The sequence below is a fragment of the Roseibium sp. AWQ4_254 genome (assembly GCF_056161025.1).
Genome location: NZ_JBSWYH010000007.1, coordinates 1 through 15,725, shown reverse-complemented (window position 1 = coordinate 15,725; position 15,725 = coordinate 1). Strand labels below are relative to the sequence as shown.

Below are 15,725 nucleotides of genomic sequence, written 5' to 3'. Positions count from 1 at the left end.
CCTAACTTGTCAAGGAAACCTGGCCGGTCGACACATCAAGTGCGGTGCGCAGGTAAATGTCGACTGGTACTGGTTCAGCCCAAAGTTCTCCACGGATGTCTAGAGAGAGCACGGATCCGGCCTGGTTACTTTGGCCCTGGATCGAGATGTCCAGCGTTTCGGGCAAAATCCGGGGCTCGAAAGTTTCGATGGCCCTCCGGATGGATTGCTGGATCTCGACGGCCCGATGGCTGGTGCGGACAGTGCCGGAAAGATCCGGGATGCCATAGTTGACGACCGACCGGGCAATTTGAGGGTACTGTTCCAAGTCGTGGGCAGCTTCGAGGTTTGACGTATTTAAAAGCCAGGCAAGATCACGCTGGATGATCGACCGCAGACGTGGAAGATCGATGAAGCGGTCTGCGCCAGCTTCTTTGGTCTCTTCCGGAGCCTCATCGGTAAGCCGGTCAAGCAGAGATGGTTGGAGACGTTCGGAAAGCCGCCGGTCAACCATCGTCTAATACCGCTGTTTCGAGTGAAGTTGCGCTGCTTGGGGCTTCGCCAAGAATTAACTCGCGCAGTTGCATGAGTGCGATGTCCTCGGCATCTGTCACGAGAAGACGCTGCCCTTCACCTTTCAGGACCTGTTCCCCTTCGGTGATCCAGCTTGTCTTGCGCGCAAGACAAATTGCAGTGTCTGTAGAAGCGTGGGAGCCATCATAGCGGGTCGGTATGAGTGCGACGGTGGTCCCGCCGCTGCGCCAGGTGATGCTGGCCGGCATCCAGACGTAATCTCGCAGGTCTTCGGGAGCCTCCATCTGAAGCTTGTAGATATTTGAAAAAGGCACCCAGAAATAGCGGCCGTTGACGATCACTTCCAGGATGGGGCCCAGACGGGGGTCCGCATCCGCAATCCAGGAAAAGGGCGACCCATCAACCACCCCGGCTATCGCCGGGGCGGCTTCGAAGGAGGATTGGCGCAAATCCTCACAGGCATTGACTTCGCCCTGTGCTTCAAGCTTCAGGGCTTCGATCAAGCCTGCTGTCCAGACTTCCGGCTCGCCGAAAACGGTTGGCGGCTTGTTGCCGACAAAAACCTGTTCGCGCAGGATTTCGCAGAGGATTGCGGAGCGATAGGTCTGCGCCATGTTCTCGCATGACGGATCAAGGGTGGCACAAGTCTTCAACTGTGCAACCGCCCGCTGCCAGTTACCCATGATACATAAAAGTTGAAAAAGAAAGACGCGAAGACGCGGATCCTCCGGCGATTTGCGGATGGCCATTTGCAAGGATGAGAGCGCTCCATCCAGGTCGCCCTTTTTCAAAAGGTGCTCCGCGTCCATGCCAAATTGCCTTTGATGCGTGTGCCGGGGGACGGGCGCGGCCTGGGCCGCGCCCGAATAGGTATGCTTTTAGTGAGATCTTTAGTTGACCTGATAGTCGGCGGTGTTGAGGACGCGGCTCCACTTCGCCTCGCCCTGGTTGCCGTCTGCTTTCTTCAGAGAGCCGTCCTTGGACTGCTTGGAGTATTCGATCTTGATGGCGCCGTACTCGAAGATGATCGTTTCTTCCAGGACATCGTCGCCTTCCGAACCGCTCCAGGACATGTCCTTCACCATGACCATCTTGAAGTGAATTGTCATGAAGGTCTTTCCGGTCCGGCCAGCTTCACCGCCGGAACGGCGCAACTCGATAATCGCCTCCGAAAAGTGCTTTCCGCTGCAAAGCGCATTGAACAGGGCGCAGGACGCCGTATCGGTCCGCTTGGTGATCTGGAAGTCCTTGAATGTGGTCTTGCCGGCTGCACCGGCACCGCTGGTATCCGATCCGATATTGACGTTGGTTTCCGCACCGAACTCGAAGGAGCGGAGTTCAAAGGCATTGTTGCTGCCCATTTCCTTGTCGGTCGTTTCACCGACCACTTTGTTCTTGGAGTCTTTGAAGTAAAGAAATGCGTCAAAAGCCATGAGAATGTCCTTTCACAGTGTCTGTTCTGAAATTGAGGGGGAGCTGGAGGACTACCTCCAGCTGGAGGTCTTACTCACCTTTTTGAGACGGCAGTTTGGACACCAGGCGGAGGGAAACCGAGAGCCCTTCCAGCTGGTAGTGCGGCCTCAGGAAGAATTTTGAGGAGTAGTAGCCAGGGTTGCCTTCGACCTCTTCGATCTGCACTTCGGCAGCCGCGAGGGGGTGGCGGGCCTTGACTTCCTCGGGGGAGTTGTCTGCGTTGTAGTCAACGTATTTGTTGATCCAGTCCTGCAGCCAGTTCTGCATGTCTTCCCGTTCGCGGAAGGACCCAACCTTGTCGCGGACAATGCATTTCAGGTAGTGGGCAAAGCGGCAGGTGGCGAAGAGATATGGAAGCCGTGCCGCCAGATTGGCGTTGGCGGTCGCGTCCGGATCATCATATTCGGTCGGTTTCTGCAGGGACTGGGCGCCTATGAAAGCCGCCATGTCGCTGTTCTTGCGGTGGATCAGCGGCATCATGCCGTTCTTTGCAAGTTCCGCTTCCCGGCGATCGGAAATGGCAATTTCGGTTGGGCACTTCATGTCCACCCCACCATCATCGGTCGGGAACGTGTGGGTGGGGAGGTTCTCGACGACACCACCCGATTCAACACCGCGAATTCGGGTGCACCAGCCATATTCCTTGAACGATCGGGTGATGTTGCGGGCCATACCGTAGGCGGCATTCACCCAGCAATAGCTCTCCGATGATGCGCTTTCCGTATCCTCCTCGAAGGCGAACTCTTCGATCGGGTCGGTCTTGTCACCATAAGGATAGCGGCCAAGGAAACGCGGCATCGCCAGACCCAGATACCGGCTGTCTTCGCTCTCGCGCAGGGAGCGCCAGGCAGCATATTCCGGGGTCTGGAAGATCTTGGTCAGATCGCGCGGATTGGCGAGTTCCGACCAGGAATCCATCTGAAACAGGCTTGGATCAGCGCCAGTCAGGAACGGAGCGTGAGCGGCCGCAGCGACTTTCGACATTTCACTCAGGATCTCAACGTCCCGGGGGCTGTGGTCGAAATGATAATCGCCGACAAGGCAGCCATATGGCTCGCCGCCAAACTGTCCGTACTCTTCTTCATAGAGCTTCTTGAAGATTGGAGACTGATCCCAGGCCGTTCCCTTGAACTTGCGCAGTGTCTTCGACAGGTCCTTCTTGGAAATGTTCAGGACCCGGATCTTCAGCATCTCGTCGGTTTCGGTGTTGTTGACGAGGAAATGAAGGCCGCGCCAGGCACTTTCCAACTGCTGAAAATCAGCATGATGAAGGATCAGATTGATCTGCTCGGTCAGCTTCTTGTCGATCTCGGCAATAATGCCTTCGATGGAGCGAAGCGCATCATCCGAAACAAGTGCCTGATTCTGCAAAACCTGTTCCGCGAGGGTCCGGACGGCTTCCTCAACCGCGCTTTTTGCCTGGTCGGACTTGGGCCGGAATTCCTTTTGGAGGAGCGAAGCGAATTCGCTGGATCCAAAGGTCGTTTCAGTTTGGGGTTCGGCGCCGGCTGCCTCTTGCGTGGTCTCGCTCATAGCTTATTCCTCGTTTTCGTCAGACGCAGGGGAGGAGGCTGGTGCACTGGCCAGGGCCTTTAGCAGGGCAGGGTCTTGAATGATCTGCGCCATCAGATTTTCCGCGCCGGTCTTCCCGTCCATGTAAGTGGTCAGATTCGAGAGCTGGGTTCGCGCATCGAGCAATTTTTTCAGGGGCTCGACCTTTTTCGCGATAGCCGCCGGCGAGAAGTCCTCGAGGCTTTCAAACGTGATATCCACCGCAAGGTTGCCGGTCCCGGTCAATGTGTTCGGAATCGTGAATCCTGCACGCGGCTTCATCGATTTCATGCGATCATCGAAATTGTCGACGTCGATCTCGAGGAACTTGCGGTCCGCAACGGATGGAAGCGGTTCCTCGGACTTGCCAGAAAGATCCGACATGACGCCCATCACGAAGGGCAGTTGGACCTCTTTTTCCGCACCGTAGAGCTCGACGTCATATTCGATCTGAACGCGAGGTGCCCGATTGCGGGCGATAAATTTCTGACTGCTGGCCATGATAATGGTTCCCGTGGTTGTCTGCAGGTAAGTGCCTGCCTGCGGCCAAAGGGTTCATCCGGGGATCAATCATTTTCTTCCGCCTCGAATCCGCCGATGAGCGCGACGTTTTCGACGCCGAGCGGGGCCATGTCCCGCATGATGGTTACGAAGTCGGCGGACACGAGCCGATGCGCCCGCTTAAGCAAGAGCGGCAGGGGGCTGGAAGGTTCGCACCTTGCGTAGTATTCGATGATCCGGTCGATCGCCTTTTTCACGTCTTCCGGAGAGTTGATGGCGCCGAGTGGTGCACTTGCTGACGCGTTCCGGGTTGCTTCTGCTGTAGGTTCTGCATCATCCTCGTCGGATGTTTCGGACATGCCGGCGCTGTCGATTTGCGCATAATTGGCCAATCGGCGGTTGATTTCGAAAAGCGCTTTTTGAAGAGGTGCCAGATCCGGACCGAGGGCACCGGCCTTTTCGTCAAAAACTGCATCAATCGCTTTGACGTGCTCCAGGCTATTGGCAACGGCCTCTGCCAGCGATGCAAGGTATTCCGGATCAGTATCCTTGAAAGCAGCGGATACCTCTTGATCGGTCGGAATATTTTCCAGGTCCGGTGGAGACAGCATCTCTCCTTCGGCGGTCAGGATATCGCGCATCGAGAACTGGCCAAAAGTCCGGCTATTCGTCAAATGCGCAAGTCTTAGTGAAGAGAGTATGGTTTCTCGGTCAGTCAGGCCAAGGACTGCGTTGACCCGCATGGTCGGGTCGTCATCGTCTTCCTCATCAAGCTGCGGATGGACACTCTTCCAATGTTGTTCCAGGCAACCGCGGACATAGGACAGGACCTCTTCAAAAGCAGGCAGACCGCCGGTACGAAGAGCTGCATTGGCAAGGATGGCCGCGACACGAAGATCTTTGGTTCGAGCAAGCAGTGTTCTGGCCTTGTCAACAACGTCAACATAGTCCGGTTCTTCCGCTGCGATGACGGCATCTCCAACCACCTTCTCCTCGCCTTGCTGGCTGGCCAATTCCAACTCTGTATAGGCGCTGTCGTAGGTCAGGTCTTCGCCGCTTGGGGCGTCCTCGCCAAAGCTTTGAAGGAGTTCGTCCAGTTCGAGCATGTCTTGTCTTCCAATGGTTTGAGACTTTTAGCGAAGTGCTTCAGGCTTGCCCCGTGTTGACGGCGTTCAGGAACTGCCGGCGTTCCTTTTCATCATCCAGGTGGAGTGCAACTTTCTGGGCGAGGTCCTCCAGGGAGGTCGCTTCACCAGCGGCCTTGGCGACCAGAATCTTGGCGATCGGACCAAGATGCGCCTTCAATTGGGTAACAACGGTTTGCACGGTTTCTTCGGGAAGACCCGCAAGGGAGGCTTTAAGCACCAGGTTTGAAGTGTCGGATTCAATGATGGTTTCGATGACTGCCTTGACCTGATTGCGTTCGTCGACATCGGAAAACTCTCCAAGCACGGTTTCGATCATTTCCCGGGGACTGCTGGAGCGTTCGGCTGCGCGTCGGACTATGACCCGGCCCATCGGCCCGAGGCCGGAGGTCAGGTGTTTCTCCACCTCAAGTAGTGTTTGTGAACTCAGGCGGTTCGCCATGGAGGAGGATTCCGACCCCCGCGGGCTTCGCTTACCGGCTGGGGGCGTCATGTTGATCAGGCCGGTTCGATCTGCCCTCGGCATGACATTGGCGAGGGCCTCCCGCATGGCATCAGCATTTTCGAACCGGTTTTGCGGCTCAATGCTCATGGCTTTGAGGGTGATCTGGTCGAGATCGGGCGGAAGTGTATCTATGAGGTTGCTCGGCAGTGTAATCTGGCCGTCCTTTAGCGCATTGAAGAGCGCTTCGACCCCACCGCCTTGATAAGGCTTGCGGCCGGTCAGCATTTCATAAAAGACAACGCCGGCGGCGTAGATATCTGCGCGGGCATCGACATCGGTGCCCATCATTTGTTCGGGAGCCATGTAGGCCGGTGTCCCGATCATGCCGGCGCCTGTTGCATCCATCGAGGTCAGGCGGGCGATGCCGAAGTCCGTCAACTTGATGCTGCCGTCATCGGTGAGCATCACGTTGGCAGGCTTCAGGTCACGGTGGACGATACCCGCCGCGTGAATGCAGGAAAGGCCCGCAAGAACCTGCGACATGATCGCATGGACTTCTTCAAGCGGGATTGTTTTGTTGTCTGAATGGCGGTCTTCGAGCGTTGTGGAGCGAACCCGCTCCATCACGATGTAGGGAACCTTGTTTGCCTGGAAGAAGTCGAAGATTGTGACCAGGTTTGGATGGAGCACCCGTCCTGCGGCCCTTGCTTCGCGGGCAAATCTATCCAGCCAATCCTGGCTTCCGTCGGCATCGATCAGGTGCTGGTGAATGGTCTTGATGGCAACAGGCCGCTCGATGTCGGGATCTATTCCGGCATAGACGCGTCCCATCGCTCCTTCACCCAGAAGGCCTTCAATTCGATACTTGCCAATGAAACGCTCGCCATTTCCCGGGGCAATGATTGTGCGATCAGTCATCGATCATGCTCATGGCGCGTTCGAGACTGCGGCGAACCCGGTTAAAGGAAAGGGAAAGAGAGCTGATCTCGTCCTTGCCTTTTTTGCGGTATTCCGGAATGGAGAAATCTCCAAGACTGACCTTCTCGGCCACATCCGACATGCGGCGAACCGGGCGCAGAACGATGCCACCCAACATAATGTTGGTGATGATGAAGATCAGGACGAAGAGCAGGGTGAATCCTGCAATCAGGATAATCCCCGTTTCCTGGGCGCGCCGGTCGGCAATCGACATGGGTGCGGATATGATCTGCGCACCCACAGTTTCACCAAGCTCCCACCCAAAGCCGTTTTCTTCACCATAGAGGTCAACCATTGCAGGAGGGGCCACTTCGGGGGTCGAGTGGCATAGAAGGCAACCCTCCTGCTTGATGGTCAGCGGGAAGGCGACTGTCAGGAACTTGCCTTCCCCGTTTTCCACTACCCGGGAAATCTGCGTGAGGGACGGGTCATCGCGAAGCCGGTTGATCAGCTCTTCTTCGAGTTCATTGGGCAGGTCATCTGGGTTGGTCGGGTTGAGAGCGGCTTCCTTGTAGCTGAATTCGGGAAACATCTTTTTGAAACGTGCGAAGACCGATTGAGCCGAAAACGCTGCAACCGTTTCCGGATAAAAAAGAATCTCGCTGTCGTCGGACAAGGCCGGCGTGATCTGGTTGACCGTATAGCCTCGGACGGCAATTGCATTGGCCCGTACAAGATCGATCGAGTGGTGAATTTCTTCGACGGCTGACTTCTGGACAATAGAAAAGGCGATGCCCGACGTGGCGGCGATGCCCAGGACGCATGTCAGGAACAGGACAATGTTGAATTTAAAGCGAAGGCCCATGGGGATTGTCCTCGGTTTCGAAGTAGAGGCAACGGGAAGGCGGTCCGGGTGATTGCCGTCGTCAGGAACTGAGTTCGATGAGTTGGCGTCGGGTCAGAAGGCCGGTAGGTTCTTCCTCCCGGTCTGCCTGGAACGCTTCGATCGCGGCACGGGTTTGCGGGCCGAAGATTCCGTCGACCAATCCCTTGTAATGCCCCTGGTTGCGAAGCCGGTTCTGCACCAGTCGCTTTGTTGCGCGAGAGAGGGCTTCTTCGAGCAAAGCCAGTTCTTCCAGCGTTTCTGGCGGAGCCGCAGATGCCGGCTCCTCTGTTTTAGCAGGCGTGATTTCCGGGCTCTCTTCGGTATCTTCGGTTTGAGGGACTGCAACCGGGATTGTTTCCGGCTCTTCTTTGCCGGATTTCGTGCGCAGAAAAATGGGCTGTTTCGGAAATTCCGAGATCGTGACCCCATTGAGCACGGACATGCGACGCAGCAATGTGCTGACTTCCACTTCTTCGGCTTGAAGCGCGTTTTCAAAAGCTGCGATCATCTCGGGGAAGACGTTTTCCGGGCCTACCAGAACCGGAGAAAATTGAGAGATTGGTCCAGGTGCGCTTGTTGATGGTTCGGTGCCGTCGGGTAGCTCGAAAGGAACTGCGCCAAGAGTGGCAATTGTTGCTCCACCTTGTCCTGCCTGGCCGGCAGACCGGGAAAAGGCCTGGATTGGCAGGGCCTGGGTGAAAAGGTCCGTTCCCCGGTTGAGCGTGGCGCCCGCCGGGAGAACGAAGCTTTGCTTCTGGAAATCCACGACAGGGGTGTGGAGATAGACGAAAGCTGCGCGGGAAATGGCTGCTTCGCGGGAAAATCGGATCAGAATTGAGCGTAGTTCGGCATTGTTCGGATTGTCGGCTCGCAGCGTTTCCACGCCGATGGTTTGGAGTAAAGCCTGCATGACATCCGCACGCTCGGTCACCTTACCGACTGTGATCACCAGTGCCACAACTCGATTTTCCTGCGCAGCGGCTGGGAGAGCCGTTAGCAACAAAAAGAAAAGGACGAAAACTGGGCGCATGTTCATCTGCGGTCTCCGCATTCCGGTTAGGCTTAGACGCGGAGCCGGTCGTAAGAATGACTTATGCGCAGGCTCCTTTTCCTAATAAGTGCCTGCGGAGCCTTCGCGGGTTCACGAGGGCGTTAAAAAAGTTCGGAGCGTTTCAGTTATTGTGCGAAGTGGAGGGCCGGATGGCGTGAGCACTGCAGTCTATGCTTGTCATGCTGACGGTCTGAAGGGCCTTGCAGGCATCCAGCATCCTGCCGCGGCCTTGGGGAATGACAGACGCGCGGAGCGCATTTTCGATCACGGTATTGGTCAAATCCGGGGTTTTGGACACCATGAGCGCTATGACGCCGCTAACGTTAGCTGCGGCCACAGAGGATCCCGAGACATAATGATAGTCACCGTCAGCCGACGTCGTCAGAACATCGACAGAAGGGGCCGGGATAGAGTCATTGGCATTGCTGCTCCCGGCGGCCAGAACCCCAGGCAAAGAAGCGGGAAAAGTCAGCTCGGGTCCTTCGCCGCGCGCTGCGACAATAATGAACCCGCCGTCGACCGCCGTGCGGATGAGCTCCTCCAGCAAAGGATCAGCAGGCCCGCCGAGGCTCATGTTGATCACCCGGATATTGTTCAAAATGGCATAATTAAGCGCTCTGGCCAGTGAAAAGCTGTTGCAATGTCCGGAAGACGCGTTTTTCTGCCAGCATGCGCGCAGGTCAACCAAATCCGCTTCGGGCGCGATGCCGGCAATTCCAAGCTCGTTATTGGCATTGGAGGCAATGATTCCGGCCATGGCCGTTCCATGCGCCTCTCCATGGCTGGTTTGGGGCGAGCCAACAAAATCACGCGCGTCCAGGACACGATGAGCCAAATCCGGATGGCTGCGGTTGATGCGGCTATCAATGATGCCTACGGTGACGCCGTCACCCATGGAAATTCTTTGCGCCGCGATCGCGTTGAGTTGGATCAGGGCCGTCTGGGCCGGGAGGAGGGGGTCGGAATATGCTCCTTGAAGGGTATCGAACACCTGCAACCGCTGAACTGTCCGGATCTGGGGATCTGCGCGCATGCGGGCGATCAACCCATCGATATCCGGGCTGCCGTTCGTATCTATGACAAGACAATGGACCGAGATGGACCGCAGGGGCCACTCGGCTGAAAGCGTAACACCGTAGCGATTCTGAATTGCCGCGCTGACCGCCGGAAGAAGCGAAGTGTTTTCAAGTGGAACCGTCAGGATCAATTGGTTGTCCTGAGAAAGAGTGTCGGCTGGGACCAGTTGAAATTGGGTCGATAGGCTTTGCGCCTGGGCAGACATCGGGGCGAGCGAAAGCAGAATGCTCGCAAGTACGATCCGGATTGTCAGGGCAGAACGCGTCACGGCTTGCTGTCCGGTGCGGCAAACAGGATCTCGGGGGCAGTCATGAGATCATGGGCTGCGGTGGCCGGATCGGATTGACCAGACAGACTCGCCGTGTAAACACCGGATTCCGAAGGGCCGGAAACAAGCGCCAATCCGTGACGCGTAAGCAGGGTTTTGAGAGCTTCATCTCCCAATTCTCCGTGCGTTTGGAACTTGATGGTTCCAGTTTCAACAGCACGACCCTCGGTCAGCGTTGTGTATTCGGAGGTGCGATCCGGCAGAATAACGACAATTGCGACGGCACAGGCGGCCAGAGCAGCGCCTGATACCATAATCGCGCCCCTGAAATCTTTAAGCCAGCGCGTAACGGGGTTCCCCCTTGCAACATGGGCCGGGGCGGGCGTTGCGCTCGTACGCTGCTCTGCACGAATTTGCGCTTGCAAGCTCTCCCAGTTCTTTGCAAGGGGCACTTCAAAAGTGTCTTCGGTTGCCACTCTTTTTTTTAGGACATGCTGTCTTGCAACCTCTGCTGCAAAGTCAGGACATGTTTCGATGTAGTGAGAAACGCGATCTCTTTCTGCGTCCGAAAGCGTGCCGTTTACGAACCACGGGATCAGTTCCCAAGCTTCGTCCCAATGTCCATTTGCTTCCTTGTTGGAGGTGTCAAGCAACTGCGTTCTCCGGCTTGGTTTGCTCTTCGTCACTCATGATGACACGGAGCCTCCTGCGGGCGGTCATCATCCGCGTTTTCACTGTTCCAACAGGGCAACCGAGGATTTCGGCGATTTCCGTATAGTAATAGCCATTGTAGTAGGTCAGGTCAACGACAGCCCGCAATTCGGGAGTGAGCTGCTGCAGGGCTTTGCCGATGTCCTTTCGCCGGATAATATCCGCCGCTGTGTCATGATCATCGTCCACCAAATGTTCGTCGAGCATAATGTCGTCCTTGTGTCGATCGAGCTTCTGGCGTTTCTTCATGGCCTGCCGGTAGGCTATGCCAAAAATCCAGGAAGACGGCTTGGACCGTCCTTCGAAGTTCTTTGCCGAACGCCATACAACCATCAAGGTGTCATTGGCCGTTTCTTCGGACGCTTCGTGGCTGTCCGTAATGCGTCTTGAGAAGTGCATCAGTTTAGGCAAGTAGCGGCGGTGTAATTCTTCGAAGGCCGCCATTTCTCCTCGGGTGATGGCAGACAACAGTTGTTCATCTGTTGGTGGGCTTCCGCTAGACGGGTTGTTCCGGATGGATCTAAGCAGTTTCACTCTGAAGGTCCGCTTTTTTGTGGTCGGTGAGTAGGTGCTTTGAAGGCCGGGAAAAGGTTCAAGGCAGATGGAAAATTATTTTCGCTGTAGACATTGATCCGGCGGTGGATGGACGTAGAGGTCGGCTCGATTTCGGAACTTGGACATGTTTTTCCTCGTCATGAATTGCCAGGCGGCTGCCTGTTTGATGCAACCAGGATTGTGGTGAGAAAACACAGTTCGAGTTTGCAGAAACGGCGCTGCGCGCGCGCAGCTACCCAAACGCAGGCCGGTGACGGACCTGACATGATGACTCGCGCTGCCAACGTGCACGGCATGCAATGTGCTGATGAGCGTGCTTTTACGCGGACACGGGAGCGTTCGTGACCGGGGCATCCGGATCCGTTCCGCCGGGGGTATTGGCCTCGTCCAGCGTGCTGTCCACCGGCGTCCCGATGACCGGTACCGTGTCCACTTCGCCATCCAGGTCACCGCTAAAAACATCCTCAATGAGGAAGGAATTGTCGAGCGGCGGCTCTCCTTGCAGGAGATCCGTAATGCCAAGCCCGTCGCCGAGCCCTCCGATATCGGCCGCCTGGAAGTTCTGGCCAGAGCTCTGCGCACCGCCAAGGGCCGCACCCAGATTGCTGGTGGGGCCGGCGGCCGTTTGCAGGTCGTCCGCAGTCTGCAAGTTGGCAACGTCTTCAAAACCTTCAAGGGAGAGGGTCTGTTCCGGGCCAACAATGGCAACCGGGGCCTCCGCGTTCCCGTCAAAAAACCCTTTCACGACCACCGACCCGCCGTCGGAGAAGATCATCTGCAGATCGCCCTCGATCCGGAAAAAGGAAATGTCGTCGTCGAGGATCTGCCGGAAATCGACCTCCTGCCCAGCCTGCCGCTCCAGCACGATGGACTGGTCGGCTGCGGGCCCCTCAAGTCTTAGAGCAGAAGGTGCCGCAGGGGCGGAACCTTCACCTTGAGTTGTAGAGATCGTGGAGGCCTGCGCAATCCGGATAAATTCGTTCATATCTCAAACTCTATTTACTTACGACCAGTTTTCATAAAATAGGCTACCGAATATTTACATATTTTTCACCATACGAGAAAGCCCGAGAAACATTAACTTTAGAAAAGGTAAACGCAGAGCTCGGAATTTAAATGGAAATTAAATGTAAACAGCCGAACACGGCGGAATTTCGGCAAATTGTAATTACATTTATTAAAATTTTAGATTTTATCGTAATTTTTTAGTAGTTTGTGACCCTTCCGACACACAAGCCACAACCTGGACCTGTCACGGTTTGATTCCGCCCCGAGTTCTCATTTAAGCGATCCTGGCTTCGAATGCCAATAGGCTTTTCCATCCCAGAGCCGAGTGCCATCGGCGCGGATTGTAGAAGCCATTGATGTATTCGAATATGGCCAATTCGGCATCGCGGCGGCAGGTCCATGATTTCTGCCACAACAACTCAGCCTTGATCGTTTTGAAGAAGGTTTCCACGGCGGTGTTGTCAAAGCAGTTTCCTGTTCCGCTCATTGAGATCTGGAAGCCATGCTGGCGCAGAAGCTTCTGATAGTCGTGGGAGCAATATTGGCTGCCGCGATCCGTATGGTGAATGCAGCCCTTGGGCGGGCGGCGCAGGGCAATGGCCATGTTCAGGGCCCGGATAGCAAGATCCCGTTTCAACCGGTTGCTCACGGCCCAACCGATGACACGTCTGGAATGCAGGTCTAGGATGACAGCCAAGTAGAGCCAGCCTTCCCGGGTCCACACATAACTGATGTCACCAGCCCATTTCCGGTTCGGCCGGTCAGCAGAAAAGTCCCGCTTCAGCAGATTTGGCGCAATGTTGAACCTGTGATTGCTGTCGGTAGCCGCCTTGAACGTCTTGGTCCTTTTCAAGGTCAGAATGTGTGGACGGTTTCTCGGGATCGCGCCGGTCCTGCTGTATCCAACGGTTCAAGGTCGAGAAACCAACACCAAGATCTCTGGCGATCTGCTTACGCGACAAGCCGCTGGTCAGCGCTATCCGGACTGCTTCTGCGCGAAACTCCGCGCCGTGACGTGATGCCATGAACATTCTCCTTTGTGGCAAAATACCAAGTCAAAGGAGCGGTACAAATCCGGGACAGGTCCAATTGCCCTTGGACGAAAAAACTACCTCTTCATGGGTTCAAAAGGCGGCGGCAAATCCGCGGCTATAGCCTATACCCTGATCGAAACGGCCAAACTCAACGGCATCGACCCGCAAGCCTGGCTGACCTGGGTTCTGGCACAAATCGCCGACCACAAGATCAATCGCATCAACGAACTCATGCCTTGGTGTTACGCTGCAAAAGCAGCGTAACAGAGCACGTCGCCGCCATGAAGACCGGCTTCACCGGACGGACACATTTGAACTACGGTAGCAGTGAAAAGACATAACACTGTGAACCTGATCTCGCTCCCGCGGCACTTACCTTTGAAGCCACACAAGCAGTGGCCCTTTTGCGGTAACGAACTGCCGCTTGGCACAGATGAGTGAGACCCATGACGATTATTGGTACCAAACGTTATCCAGACTCTCCGCTTGAGTTGTATGATGGATTTCCGGAACTCTGGGACATCTTCGTCCGGTTTGCAGGCCCGCGCTTCATTCAGGAAAACATCGAATTCTTGATTGCTTACAAAACCAACAAACCAAATCAAACGATCTATGACACCTTCATTGACCCGGACGGCCCTCAACCCCTCAACTTGTCGCACGAAACCCGGCAAACCTTAATGGTGGCGGTTGGTGCGATAGAAGGTCCTACGGGACTCAAATCCTTTGACGATGCGGCATTCAAAGCCGGGCTTGAAGCCGCAGTCAATGTCGTTGATGGATTGCTTGAAGCCAATGGCGATGTCAGCGCATTTTACGACAGCGATGACTTCTGGCAATGGCACCTTGAAAATGGGGGCGAGCCGACGGATTTCAGATCGCACCATACGGTAACACAGTTCGTGCGCTATTTCTCGCAATTTGGTTGGGATCCGGCATCGCTCCGTATGGCAAATAGGATTATCTCCGAGGACAAGCTTAAGATCCGGCCCATAGAGGTTCTCGAAAGGCTCGAAAAGCAGGGCTGGATTGAGCGGAAAAAGCTTTACAATCCAGCAGCTGTTGCAGACGAGCTGGGGACGACGGACAACAAGCCGATACAGACCTTCATGGAAAAATATGCCTATGCGACAAACCCGGACTGGCAGAGCGCGACGGAGGCGGCAAAAACCTGCCTGCAAGACCTCGGACTGACGATAGCGCCGGCGAAATTCATGGAGGACCTGGTTAAGGGCGGGTTCATTCGCAACCGGTATCCGCAGGAGATCGTGCTCCCGGTTGAACTCACTTTGGAGGAATTCGTCCAACGCCTGCCGAATGGTGTGGTTAGCGAGGTCGATACGCGGTTGGCGGAGGTCGTGGCGGCTTATGTCGTCGATGATGAAGATACAGCAATAACAATTGCCAAAGATCTGGCTCTTGAACTCAATGGCTTGGTCCACCGCGACGAACATGAAACGTTCCACCTTTCCGACTTGAGTGACTATCTCCTTCAGCTGGCCCGAAACCGCGTCGAGCAGAGAGCCTGGGAGCAGGGCGAGGCCAATGCGGAGCAGGGTGGAAGCACCGACGATTTTTCCGAATTTCGTCCAGTTTCCCTGCGCACATTTGCACCGGATGATGAGGACTTCGAGCGCCAGTTGGAGGAGCTTCGCGAGCAGGACCGTCGCGAAAGCGGTTTTCTGAGCGAAGGTAGTGAGCCCGGTGACAGTGGCGGTGGTTCGGATCCCGGCAGCGCCGCCGGGAACGGGGATGACGTCCTCAGCCTGAGTGACTTCGTTCTACGTCTGCCTGACACGCTGGATGGGCACATTGAGGCCCGGATACAGGACATTCGCGGCAATATCCGCGACGGTCAAGATGGCCTTATCCGGCAGAACGCAGATGCTCTTGCCGATTATTTGCTCCAAGCCTCCAATCCTGAAGATGCACGCCGGGTCAGCCGCCGCGAGTTGCTGAATTATATCCTGCGCATCGCTCGCAACGGCCTTGCCGAAGGCGGTCCCGGTGCAAATGACGACGACAATGATGATGGCTCCGATGATGGTTCATCATTTGCGCAGCGCTTCCGAAGCGTGGACCTGGATACTTCCGCGGTCGATAGCACGATCGATGATGATACCGATGGCGGCAGATCCGAGTTGGCACGGCTGATCAAGAATGCACGGCACCTGCAAGGCAACCCGGTCGTTCCGAATCTAATGCGTGACGTTCGCAATGCCTTGATGGAAGGAGACAAAGATACGGCAACAGCGCGTGCACGGGAGCTTGCAGAGGCGCTTTTGGGTGGAATGCCCGAGGAAACGCATTTACGTACGATTTTCCAAGACGAGGTCAGGGAAGTTACCGATTTGATCTTGGGGGCGCTCGATGATGATACCGATGGCGGTGACAGCAATATCTCTGCTGAGCTGGATGAGTGGCTGGACCGCGATATTGGGGGTGCCGACCAGCAGGCAGGTGCCAATCAATCGGATCCCGGCAGCGCCGCCGGGAACGGGGATGACGTCCTCAGCCTGAGTGACTTCGTTCTACGTCTGCCTGACACGCTGGATGGGCACATTGAGGCCCGGATACAGGACATTCGCG

General features: G+C 55.9%; 15 protein-coding genes and 2 pseudogenes. 2 read left to right on the top strand and 15 right to left on the bottom strand.

From position 1 onward, the window contains the following. Window position 1: 1 nt before the first annotated feature. From tssE to ACXAIC_RS06735, 15 genes and pseudogenes are all read right to left on the bottom strand, one after another. Window positions 2–493 carry a type VI secretion system baseplate subunit TssE gene (gene tssE, locus ACXAIC_RS06805; protein WP_475175027.1) on the bottom strand — a complete coding sequence of 164 codons (492 nt, stop codon included), beginning with the start codon at window positions 491–493 and terminating at the stop codon, window positions 2–4. Then, window positions 486–1,304, bottom strand: a complete 819-nt coding sequence (locus ACXAIC_RS06800) for a type VI secretion system accessory protein TagJ (RefSeq protein WP_475175026.1) — start codon at window positions 1,302–1,304, stop codon at window positions 486–488. The genes tssE and ACXAIC_RS06800 overlap by 8 nt, the downstream gene beginning before the upstream one ends. 99 nt (window positions 1,305–1,403) lie before the next feature. Beyond that, window positions 1,404–1,946 carry an Hcp family type VI secretion system effector gene (locus tag ACXAIC_RS06795; protein ID WP_475175025.1) on the bottom strand — a complete coding sequence of 181 codons (543 nt, stop codon included), beginning with the start codon at window positions 1,944–1,946 and terminating at the stop codon, window positions 1,404–1,406. Between the two features lie 70 nt (window positions 1,947–2,016). Continuing rightward, window positions 2,017–3,519, bottom strand: coding sequence for a type VI secretion system contractile sheath large subunit (gene tssC / locus ACXAIC_RS06790; RefSeq protein ID WP_475175023.1), 1,503 nt, complete (start codon window positions 3,517–3,519; stop codon window positions 2,017–2,019). 3 nt (window positions 3,520–3,522) lie between these two features. Beyond that, window positions 3,523–4,038, bottom strand: coding sequence for a type VI secretion system contractile sheath small subunit (gene tssB / locus ACXAIC_RS06785; protein WP_475175022.1), 516 nt, complete (start codon window positions 4,036–4,038; stop codon window positions 3,523–3,525). A gap of 65 nt (window positions 4,039–4,103) precedes the next feature. Next, complete coding sequence (gene tssA / locus ACXAIC_RS06780) at window positions 4,104–5,144, bottom strand: type VI secretion system protein TssA (RefSeq protein ID WP_475175021.1); 1,041 nt, start codon at window positions 5,142–5,144, stop codon at window positions 4,104–4,106. 40 nt (window positions 5,145–5,184) lie between these two features. Further along, complete coding sequence (locus tag ACXAIC_RS06775; protein WP_475175020.1) at window positions 5,185–6,546, bottom strand: serine/threonine protein kinase; 1,362 nt, start codon at window positions 6,544–6,546, stop codon at window positions 5,185–5,187. Further along, window positions 6,539–7,411: a Tll0287-like domain-containing protein gene (locus ACXAIC_RS06770; RefSeq protein WP_475175018.1), complete on the bottom strand. Its 873-nt coding sequence runs from the start codon at window positions 7,409–7,411 to the stop codon at window positions 6,539–6,541. Before ACXAIC_RS06770 ends, ACXAIC_RS06775 begins: the two co-directional genes overlap by 8 nt. A 61-nt stretch (window positions 7,412–7,472) precedes the next feature. Further along, on the bottom strand, window positions 7,473–8,468 hold the full coding sequence (locus tag ACXAIC_RS06765; RefSeq protein WP_475175017.1) for a peptidoglycan-binding domain-containing protein: 996 nt from the start codon (window positions 8,466–8,468) through the stop codon (window positions 7,473–7,475). 136 nt (window positions 8,469–8,604) lie between these two features. Continuing rightward, on the bottom strand, window positions 8,605–9,765 hold the full coding sequence (locus ACXAIC_RS06760) for a S8 family peptidase (protein ID WP_475175016.1): 1,161 nt from the start codon (window positions 9,763–9,765) through the stop codon (window positions 8,605–8,607). Between the two features lie 59 nt (window positions 9,766–9,824). Continuing rightward, on the bottom strand, window positions 9,825–10,481 hold the full coding sequence (locus ACXAIC_RS06755; protein ID WP_475175015.1) for a hypothetical protein: 657 nt from the start codon (window positions 10,479–10,481) through the stop codon (window positions 9,825–9,827). Beyond that, window positions 10,474–11,007 carry an RNA polymerase sigma factor gene (locus tag ACXAIC_RS06750; protein WP_475175013.1) on the bottom strand — a complete coding sequence of 178 codons (534 nt, stop codon included), beginning with the start codon at window positions 11,005–11,007 and terminating at the stop codon, window positions 10,474–10,476. The genes ACXAIC_RS06755 and ACXAIC_RS06750 overlap by 8 nt, the downstream gene beginning before the upstream one ends. 406 nt (window positions 11,008–11,413) lie before the next feature. Continuing rightward, window positions 11,414–12,079 carry a hypothetical protein gene (locus tag ACXAIC_RS06745; RefSeq protein ID WP_475175012.1) on the bottom strand — a complete coding sequence of 222 codons (666 nt, stop codon included), beginning with the start codon at window positions 12,077–12,079 and terminating at the stop codon, window positions 11,414–11,416. A 297-nt stretch (window positions 12,080–12,376) separates the two neighbouring features. Then, a pseudogene (locus ACXAIC_RS06740) lies at window positions 12,377–12,934 on the bottom strand (IS3 family transposase); the annotation flags it as partial. Continuing rightward, the gene (locus tag ACXAIC_RS06735; protein ID WP_475175010.1) at window positions 12,864–13,127 is read right to left on the bottom strand and encodes a transposase; all 264 of its coding nucleotides are present in this window, start codon (window positions 13,125–13,127) and stop codon (window positions 12,864–12,866) included. The gene ACXAIC_RS06735 and the pseudogene ACXAIC_RS06740, both read right to left, overlap by 71 nt. Before the next feature lie 60 nt (window positions 13,128–13,187). Between ACXAIC_RS06735 and ACXAIC_RS06730 the strand changes: the two are divergent. After that, window positions 13,188–13,400: pseudogene (locus tag ACXAIC_RS06730) on the top strand (transposase domain-containing protein); the annotation flags it as partial. 182 nt (window positions 13,401–13,582) lie between these two features. Beyond that, on the top strand, window positions 13,583–15,725 hold a 2,143-nt coding region (locus ACXAIC_RS06725), incomplete at its 3' end, for a regulator of G-protein signaling domain-containing protein (protein WP_475175007.1).

Bases quoted from the DNA above. Each gene is read 5' to 3' on its own strand.
- tssE (WP_475175027.1), bottom strand. From the start codon at position 493: ATGGTTGACCGGCGGCTTTCCGAACGTCTCCAACCATCTCTGCTTGAC.
- ACXAIC_RS06795 (WP_475175025.1), bottom strand. From the start codon at position 1,946: ATGGCTTTTGACGCATTTCTTTACTTCAAAGACTCCAAGAACAAAGTG.
- tssC (WP_475175023.1), bottom strand. From the start codon at position 3,519: ATGAGCGAGACCACGCAAGAGGCAGCCGGCGCCGAACCCCAAACTGAA.
- tssB (WP_475175022.1), bottom strand. From the start codon at position 4,038: ATGGCCAGCAGTCAGAAATTTATCGCCCGCAATCGGGCACCTCGCGTT.
- tssA (WP_475175021.1), bottom strand. From the start codon at position 5,144: ATGCTCGAACTGGACGAACTCCTTCAAAGCTTTGGCGAGGACGCCCCA.
- ACXAIC_RS06775 (WP_475175020.1), bottom strand. From the start codon at position 6,546: ATGACTGATCGCACAATCATTGCCCCGGGAAATGGCGAGCGTTTCATT.
- ACXAIC_RS06770 (WP_475175018.1), bottom strand. From the start codon at position 7,411: ATGGGCCTTCGCTTTAAATTCAACATTGTCCTGTTCCTGACATGCGTC.
- ACXAIC_RS06765 (WP_475175017.1), bottom strand. From the start codon at position 8,468: ATGAACATGCGCCCAGTTTTCGTCCTTTTCTTTTTGTTGCTAACGGCT.
- ACXAIC_RS06760 (WP_475175016.1), bottom strand. From the start codon at position 9,765: ATGTCTGCCCAGGCGCAAAGCCTATCGACCCAATTTCAACTGGTCCCA.
- ACXAIC_RS06745 (WP_475175012.1), bottom strand. From the start codon at position 12,079: ATGAACGAATTTATCCGGATTGCGCAGGCCTCCACGATCTCTACAACT.
- ACXAIC_RS06735 (WP_475175010.1), bottom strand. From the start codon at position 13,127: ATGGCATCACGTCACGGCGCGGAGTTTCGCGCAGAAGCAGTCCGGATA.